This window comes from uncultured Allobosea sp. (genome assembly GCF_945956895.1).
Lineage (GTDB): Bacteria > Pseudomonadota > Alphaproteobacteria > Rhizobiales > Beijerinckiaceae > Allobosea.
In genome coordinates this window covers 1-7,612 of sequence record NZ_CAMFJF010000100.1, presented here as the reverse complement: position 1 = coordinate 7,612, position 7,612 = coordinate 1, and the positions used below count along the sequence as shown (strand labels likewise).

Here is a 7,612-nt window from a genome sequence, read left to right as displayed (position 1 = left end):
GCCCCCGCAACCAATATTACCAAAAACCCGTCGCGCGAGCGGCGGGGTTTTGCGTCTGGGGCTCAGCGATCAGGCTCTGCGCTACCGGATCGTTCCCTACGCACACCGTCGGCTTCCGTTTCAGCAACCGTTTCCACAAGTCGGACGGCAAGCACACGCTGCTGTCTCGAACGGATGCGGGCGAAGGCTTCATCCAGTCGTGAGCTTTCCGGAAACGATAAGGGCCTGGCAAGATAATCCGCTGCCGCAGGGTCGGCGAGACCGTGCTTCGAGTGATGTCCGAAAAGACCTTCGAAGAAGAAGCCCGGGTCGACATTCATTTCCCGCGAGAGAACGAAAAGCGCGTCGGCAGACAGCCGATTCGTACCATCCTCGAAATTGCTGACCTGCTGATGGCTGACATCGAGCCACGAGCCAATCTTCTTCAGGGAAAGACCCAACTTGCCGCGCAGGAGCCGAAGCCGGGCTCCGATATGGCGGTTCACGTCTACCATTTCCGGTTTCATCGGAAATTTCCGCTGCAAAGCGACGAATAATGCCCCCCATTATGCCGTAGCGGCATGACGCATCCACCGGGGCGCAGCCAGATCTCCTGACATCTGCCTGTCGCCCACGGGAGTAGCGTCGATCAATGCCGAAAGCGGGTGGCGCCGGACCCGTCATCCGCGCCAGTATCGGTATCGGAAGAACGGAGCACCCCATGGCCCGCGAAGCAGGCAAGATCCATATCGGCATCGGCGGCTGGGTGTTCGAGCCCTGGCGCGGGGCGTTCTACCCGGACGGGCTGCCCCAGAAGCGCGAGCTCGAATATGCCGCGAGCAAGCTGACCTCGATCGAGATCAACGGCACCTATTACGGCTCGCAGAAGCCCGAGAGCTTCGCCAAATGGCGCGAGGAGACGCCGGAGGATTTCGTCTTCGCGCTGAAGGGCTCGCGCTTCTGCACGAACCGGCGCGTGCTGGCGGAAGCCGGGCCTTCGGTCGAGAAATTCCTGACCAGCGGGTTGACCGAGCTCAAGCACAAGCTCGGCCCGATCAATTGGCAGTTCATGCCGACGAAGCAGTTCGACCCCGTCGATTTCGAAGCTTTTCTCAAGCTGCTGCCGAAGGAGCTGGACGGGATCGCGCTGCGCCATGCCGTCGAGGTCCGGCATGATAGCTTCCGCTCGCCGGATTTCATCGCGCTGCTGCGCGAATACGGCATTGCGGCGATTACCTCGGCCGATGCGGACTATACGCAGATCGCCGATGTCACGGCGCCCTTCGTCTATGCGCGGATCATGGGGACCAAGGAAGCCGAGCCGAAGGGCTATTCCGAGGCCGGCCTCGATCGCTGGACCAAGGGCGCGCAGGCCTGGGCCAGGGGCGGCGTGCCGGAAGGGTTGGAGCCGGTCGGCCCGGCGGCGAAGGCCGAGGCACGCGACGTGTTTCTCTATGTCATCAGCGGCGACAAGGTGCGTAATCCCGCCGCTGCGATGGAATTGATCGCTCGGACCAAGGTTTGAGCCTCACTCCGCCGCGGCCGCCTCCTGCGCAGCTTCCTGGCAGGTATCGACCCATTCGGCCCGGGTCAGCTCGGCCATACGCTCAGGCGCGATGCGCAGTGCGCTGTGGGTCGAGCCGGCGGCCGGCACGACGATGTCGAAGGCCTTGAGCGAGATATCGCAATAGACCTTGAGGGGCGTCGCGAGGCCGAAGGGGCAGACGCCGCCGACCGGGTGGCCGGTCAGGGCCTCGACCTCCTCCTGGCCGAGCATGCGCGGCTTGCCGCCGAGCGCCGCCTTGGCCTTCCTGTTGTCGAGCCGCGCATCGCCGCGCGTGACGACCAGCACCACCTCCTCGCCGATGCGCAAGGAGAGCGTCTTGGCGATCTGGCCGGGCTCGACTCCATGAGCGGCGGCGGCGAGCGGCACGGTGGCGCTGCTCTCAGGCGTCACGATGACCGTGATGTCGGGAGCGTGTTCGGAGAAGAAGGTGCGGACGGATTCGAGGCTCATCGGGCAATTCGGGAGGTCAGCCACAGGATCAGCAGGCTGGCGATCGCCGGCACGCCGAAGACGACGAGGAAGATCGGCGCTTCCTCCATGACGGTATAGCCCGCCCGCGCGACGCCGATCCAGAGATTGATCAGCGCGCCGGCGAACCAGAGTGGCAGGAACAGTTTCACGGCGAAGGGGATCGGCCGTCCGGCGGAGATCGAGAGGCGCGGAGCCAGGACGAGCAGGATGCCGAGCAGGGCGAAGCCGATGCCGATGACCTTGATGGTGTGCATGGATCAGGCCTCCTTGGTCCGTAGCGAGATCGCTTCCCAGGTCGCGACCAGGATCAGGATCGCCGTCGCCGCGAGGCTGAAGCCGAGCGGCGGCAGCACCGTCCAGGCCGGCGTGAGCAGCGCGAGCAGGCCGAGGCCGACGAGGTGCGAGAGCGGATACCAGCCGGCCGTGATGCGTTTGAATAGCAGATTGCCGAGCAGGTAGAAGGCCGGGCCGGCGAGGGCGGCGATCGCCGTCCTGCCGTCGGTATGACCGGTGGGGTGCGCGATCACCAGTTCGTCGCCGACGGCGACGAGGATGATGCCGGCGACCAGCAGGACATGCAGATAGGTATAGGCGATCCGGGCGATCCGGCCGGGATCGGAGGTATGGGCGATGAGTTGGCTGCCGCGCTCCGCGCCGATATGGAAATAGATCCACCACATCGCGACCGTGCTGAGGAAGGAATTGAGGAAGGCGGTCAGATTGACGGCGGTCGGCGCCAGCTTCGCGGCGGTGGCGCCGGTCATGATGACGGATTCGCCGAGGGCGATGATGATGAAGAGCGCGCAGCGCTCGGCGAGATGGCCGCCCTCGACATTCCAGTCGCTGGTGAGCGAGCGGCCGAGGCGCAGGGTACGGAAGCCGACGGCCGGTCCGACATATTCAACGCCGAGCGCGACCAGCCAGAACCCGAAGCGCACGGGGCCTTCGCTCAGTCCCCCGGCGATCCAGAACACACCGGAGCAGGCGAGCCAGATCGTGATGCGCTGGAAGTTGCGGTAATTGGCGGGCGAAGCGTCCCTGAGGCTCGCCATCATGAAGATCGAGCGGAGGAGCTGGGCTGCGACATAGGCGCCGGCGAAGGCGAGGCCGTTCGCGCCGAAGGCTTCCGGCAGCGCGCAGGACATCACCAGTCCGAGGAACATCAGGGCGAAGAGCAGGATCCGGACCGGCGAGCGCTCGGGATCGAGCCAGTTCGTCGCCCAGCTCGTATAGATCCAGATCCACCAGACGGCGCCGAGCAGGAAAGCGGCCTGGGCGAGCCCGAGCACGCTGAAATGTTCGAGCAGCGTGTGCGAGATCTGGGTGATCGCGAAGACGAAGACCAGGTCGAAGAACAGCTCCACATAGCTGACCCTCGCATGCTGGTGTTCGACGCGCTCCCTGAGCAGCGCGCCGGGCTTGTGAGTTTTCGCCATGCAGACCCCTGTCCCCTGCCGCGCGGCTTTGCGCACGGCCTGTCAGCGAAGGTGTCCTGCGGCCTGCGCCGCCGTCAATGGCGGAAGTGGCGGTGCCCGGTGAAGACCATGGCGAGGCCGGCCTCGTCGGCGGCCTTGATGACCTCGTCGTCGCGCATCGAGCCGCCGGGCTGGATCACGGCGGTCGCGCCGGCCTCGGCCGCGGCCAGCAGGCCGTCGGCGAAGGGGAAGAAGGCGTCGGAGGCGACGACCGAGCCCTTGGCCAGGCTTTCCGACACGCCCGCCGCCTTCGCGGCTTCGGCAGCCTTCCAGGCGGCGATGCGCGAGGAATCGACGCGGCTCATCTGGCCGGCGCCGATGCCGACGGTGGCGAGGTCCTTCGCATAGACGATGGCGTTCGACTTGACGTGCTTGGCGACGCGGAAGGCGAAGCGCAGATCGGCGAGCTCGCGCTCGCTCGGCCGGCGCTTGGTCACGACCTTGAGCTCCATGTCGTCAACGACGGCATTGTCGCGCGACTGGACGAGGAAGCCGCCGGAGACGGTGCGCAGCGCGAGGCCCGGCGCGCGGACATCCGGCAGGCCGCCGGTCAGCAGCAGGCGCAGGTTCTTCTTGGCGGCGATCATCGCGACCGCCTCCTCGTCGGCGTCGGGGGCGATGATGACCTCGGTGAAGATCTCGACGATCTTCTTCGCCGCAGCCGCATCGAGCTTGCGGTTCAGCGCGACGATGCCGCCGAAGGCCGAGACCGGATCGCAGGCGAGCGCGCGCTCATAGGCTTCGAGCAGCGAGCTGCCGGCAGCGACGCCGCAGGGATTGGCGTGCTTGACGATGACGCAGGCGGCCGAGGCCTCCGGTGCGAACTCGGCGACGCATTCGAAGGCGGCGTCGGTGTCGTTGATGTTGTTGTAGGAGAGCTGCTTGCCCTGGACCTGGCGGGCGGTCGAGACGCCCGGGCGGTTCTCCGGCGTGCGGTAGAAGGCGGCCCATTGATGCGGGTTCTCGCCATAGCGCATCGTCTCGGCAAGCGCGCCGCCGAGCGCGCGGAAGGCCGGGGCGGTATCGCCCAGCTCATTGGCGAACCAGTTCGAGATCGCGGCGTCATAGGCCGCGGTGCGGGCATAGGCCTTCTGCGCGAGCTTGCGGCGCAGCGTCAGCGTCGTCGCGCCCTTCTGGGCCTCGAGATCGGCGAGGACGGAAGGGTAGTCCGCCGGCTCGACCACGACGGCGACGTCGTGATGGTTCTTGGCGGCGGCGCGGATCATCGCGGGACCGCCGATGTCGATGTTCTCGATGCAGTCGTCATAGGCCTTGCCGGCCGCGACCGTCGCCTCGAACGGGTAGAGATTCACGACGAGCAGGTCGATCGGCTGGATGCCGTGGCCGAGCATCGAGGCCTGGTGCTCGGGATGCGAGCGGATGGCGAGCAGGCCGCCATGGACCTTCGGATGCAGTGTCTTGACCCGGCCGTCCATCATCTCGGGGAAGCCGGTGAGGTCGGAGACGTCGCTGACAGGCAGGCCGGCCTCGGCGATCGCCTTGGCGGTGCCGCCGGTCGAGACCAGCGCGATGCCGAGCTTGTGCAGGGCGCGCGCGAAATCGATCAGCCCCGTCTTGTCGGAAACGGAAAGGAGCGCGCGTTCGACGCGGCGAAGCTCATTCGGCATCGGGATCAGGTCCGGCTTTGATTGCAGGAAGGCAGTTTCGGCAGACGCGCGCGGGCTATCATGCTGCGTTGCAAAAGGCAAAAGCTGCCGTCGCAGAACCGTCACGCGTCGGGTGCGGGTTCCCTGGCTTCACGCTCGGCGATCGCGGCGGCGACCGTCTTGCCGGCGCGGGGATTGGCGGCGCTGATGCGGCTGAGGCGCCAGGTGACGCGCGGTGTCGTCACCGCATCGAAGGCGATGACGAGCTGCTCGGTGCGCCGCCTGCCGTCGGATGAGGCGAGGAAGATGCTCTCCTCGATGGCGATCGTCAGGCCGCCGGCTTCGAAACTCCAGACCTCGCCCGAGGCGAGCGCCAACAGGGCGCCGGTGCCGTTGCGCACAAGGCTGGCGCGGACATTGGGATGCAGATGGAAGCGCAAGGCAGCGGCGAGTTCCGTACGCGTACCGGTCAGGGCGATTTCGTCCTCGCCTGCGAGGGCTGCGCCGTCGCGGGCGAGCATCAGGCGGCGGGTATGGATTGCGCCGAGGCTGCGGCGATAGCCGTCATGGCTTGCAACCCATTCAGGCCCTTCCGGAGTGTCCTGGCGTGCGACGCGGACGTCGCGGGGGCCGGCGATGATGCGCATCTCGCCCAGCACCATGCCGAAACTGGCGCTGGAGCGATCGTCGAGGACGAGCGTGGAATGGGCGGCGGTGCTGCGGGCGGCGAGCTTCAGGTCAGGCGGGCCGAAGCGGCTGACGCCGCAATTGACGATGATGCGCTGCGGGCCGCTGGAGAACTCGAAGGCGAGGCAGCCGGCATGGGCCTCGACCGAATAGGCGCCGCGCGGTGGCGGGCCGGCATCGGTGACGACCATGCTGCGTTCGGCCGAGAGGCGGCTATAGCCGGAATAGGCGGCGTGCTCGGTGGGACGGCCGCGTGCGTCGTCATAGGCGGCGAGCGTCGCCATCAGGTCAGGCGGCGTCGTGCCCATGCCGTTGAACAGCGCGAGCGCGCCGTCGCCATGCCGGAACAGGCGCAAATGCGGCATCATCCGCTCGATCGCGGTCATCACCCCGCGCGGCGGTTCGAGCCCGCGGGCGGCGAAGGTCTCGCGCAGGGGCAGGAGGTCGAGCAGGAACTCGATCAGCAGGCGCGGATTGCGCGAGAGATGGCCGCCATCGGGCAGGATCTGCTCGGTGAGCTCCTCGGAAAGCAGGATCTCAACCCGGCGCCGGCGGCTGTCCTGGCCGTCCAGGCAGATCGCAGCGAAGGCGACGGCAATCAGGCCATTCAACCGGTCGGCGCCCTCGACGGCGCCGGCCAGCGCCAGGCTGACCCGGTCGGTGAGGCGCGAGACATGGCGCAGATAGCGCTCGTAGAAGGCGTGGTCGGCGCCTTCCAGCAGCAGCGGGGAATGCGACAGGAAGGAAATGAGTCGGCGGGCCGCCACGGCCGGGCGCCGGGCGATATCGTGGCGGTCGCGGCGCCGGCTGATGAAATCCTCGACCAGGCTGCGGGCATTGGCGCGGGCGATCGCCGTGTCGGCGGCGCGCATGTGGCGCAGCCAGCCGAAGCCGTAGAGTCCTTCCGCCCAGGCATCGCTCGGCGGCGTCGCGTCGAAGGGCGATTCGCCGTGGCTGCGCAGGGTCCGTCCGGCGAAAGCGTAATAGCCGGCGTAGAAATCGCTGGCCGTCGTCGGATCGGCGGTGCGCAGGTCATGCGGGGCGAAGAGCAGGCGGGTGGCGCCGCTGCGGCCGAAGGGCCAGAGCTTGCGGGTCGCCCCGACGAACTGGCCACGGGTCCGCCGTGCCGCCCGTCCGATCGCGGCCTGGGCCAATCCCCGTCGCTCAGACCAGCCGCTCAAATCCCCCGTACGCTCCGTCACCGGGCGCGGCGGCGCGCCGCGCGAATCCCGGTCCCGTCATAGCCTGATCAGGCGGGTTGCGTAAAATCCCGCCCATCCCGAAAGGCGCGGGGTTTCGCCCTTCAACTGGTGCGGCAAGGTGCGGATATCGCCGTTCGCGTCGATCGCATCGGTCAAACCGCCGATTTCCGCAGGCTGGACGGGCTCGCGACGAAACTGGGGATTGCGTGCGAGGAAGGCTTCGGTCTGCGCCTCGCCCTCCTGCGGCTCCAACGAACAGGTGCAGTAGACGAGGCGCCCGCCGGGCTTGGTCAGCGCTGCGGCGGCATCGAACAGGCGGGCCTGCAAGGCGGCGAGACGGTCGCGATCCTCCGGCAGCTTCGTCCAGGCGACGTCGGGGTGGCGGCGGATCGTGCCGGTCGCGCTGCAGGGGGCATCGAGCAGCACGGCGTCGAAGGCTTCCGCCTTCCAGGTTGCGGCGTCGGCGGTGACCACCTCGGCGGAAAGACCGAGCCGGGCGAGATTGGCCTTGAGACGGCGCAGGCGCGGGCCGGAGCGATCGAGCGCGGTGACATGGGCGCCGGCTGCCGCGATCTGGGCGGTCTTGCCGCCGGGCGCGGCGCAGAGATCGGCGATGCGCTCGCC

8 protein-coding genes and 1 pseudogene are annotated in these 7,612 nt (G+C 67.7%); 2 read left to right on the top strand and 7 right to left on the bottom strand.

What is annotated here, in order from left to right:
- Positions 1 to 203: hypothetical protein (locus Q0Q02_RS22185; protein ID WP_293812793.1), on the top strand; the 203-nt coding region annotated here is incomplete at its 5' end.
- 156 nt (positions 204 to 359) lie between these two features.
- Here Q0Q02_RS22185 and Q0Q02_RS23855 read toward each other — a convergent pair.
- A pseudogene (locus Q0Q02_RS23855) lies at positions 360 to 494 on the bottom strand (helix-turn-helix domain-containing protein); the annotation flags it as partial.
- Between the two features lie 206 nt (positions 495 to 700).
- Here Q0Q02_RS23855 and Q0Q02_RS22175 point away from each other — a divergent pair.
- Positions 701 to 1,504, top strand: a complete 804-nt coding sequence (locus Q0Q02_RS22175; protein WP_293812789.1) for a DUF72 domain-containing protein — start codon at positions 701 to 703, stop codon at positions 1,502 to 1,504.
- 3 nt (positions 1,505 to 1,507) lie between these two features.
- Here the strand turns inward: Q0Q02_RS22175 and Q0Q02_RS22170 are convergent, their stop codons facing one another.
- The 6 genes from Q0Q02_RS22170 to Q0Q02_RS22145 all read right to left on the bottom strand — a co-directional run.
- Entirely contained in the window at positions 1,508 to 1,996 is a 489-nt protein-coding gene (locus Q0Q02_RS22170) for a YbaK/EbsC family protein (protein ID WP_293812787.1), read from the bottom strand.
- On the bottom strand, positions 1,993 to 2,271 hold the full coding sequence (locus Q0Q02_RS22165) for a hypothetical protein (protein WP_293812785.1): 279 nt from the start codon (positions 2,269 to 2,271) through the stop codon (positions 1,993 to 1,995). Before Q0Q02_RS22165 ends, Q0Q02_RS22170 begins: the two co-directional genes overlap by 4 nt.
- Before the next feature lie 3 nt (positions 2,272 to 2,274).
- Entirely contained in the window at positions 2,275 to 3,453 is a 1,179-nt protein-coding gene (locus Q0Q02_RS22160) for a low temperature requirement protein A (protein WP_293812784.1), read from the bottom strand.
- 74 nt (positions 3,454 to 3,527) lie between these two features.
- Positions 3,528 to 5,120, bottom strand: a complete 1,593-nt coding sequence (gene purH / locus Q0Q02_RS22155; RefSeq protein ID WP_293812782.1) for a bifunctional phosphoribosylaminoimidazolecarboxamide formyltransferase/IMP cyclohydrolase — start codon at positions 5,118 to 5,120, stop codon at positions 3,528 to 3,530.
- 101 nt (positions 5,121 to 5,221) lie between these two features.
- A complete protein-coding gene (locus tag Q0Q02_RS22150; protein WP_293812780.1) occupies positions 5,222 to 6,940 on the bottom strand; it encodes a heparinase II/III family protein in 1,719 nt (572 codons plus the stop codon).
- Between the two features lie 84 nt (positions 6,941 to 7,024).
- A partial coding sequence (locus Q0Q02_RS22145; protein ID WP_293812779.1) for an RsmB/NOP family class I SAM-dependent RNA methyltransferase occupies positions 7,025 to 7,612 on the bottom strand: 588 nt, incomplete at its 5' end.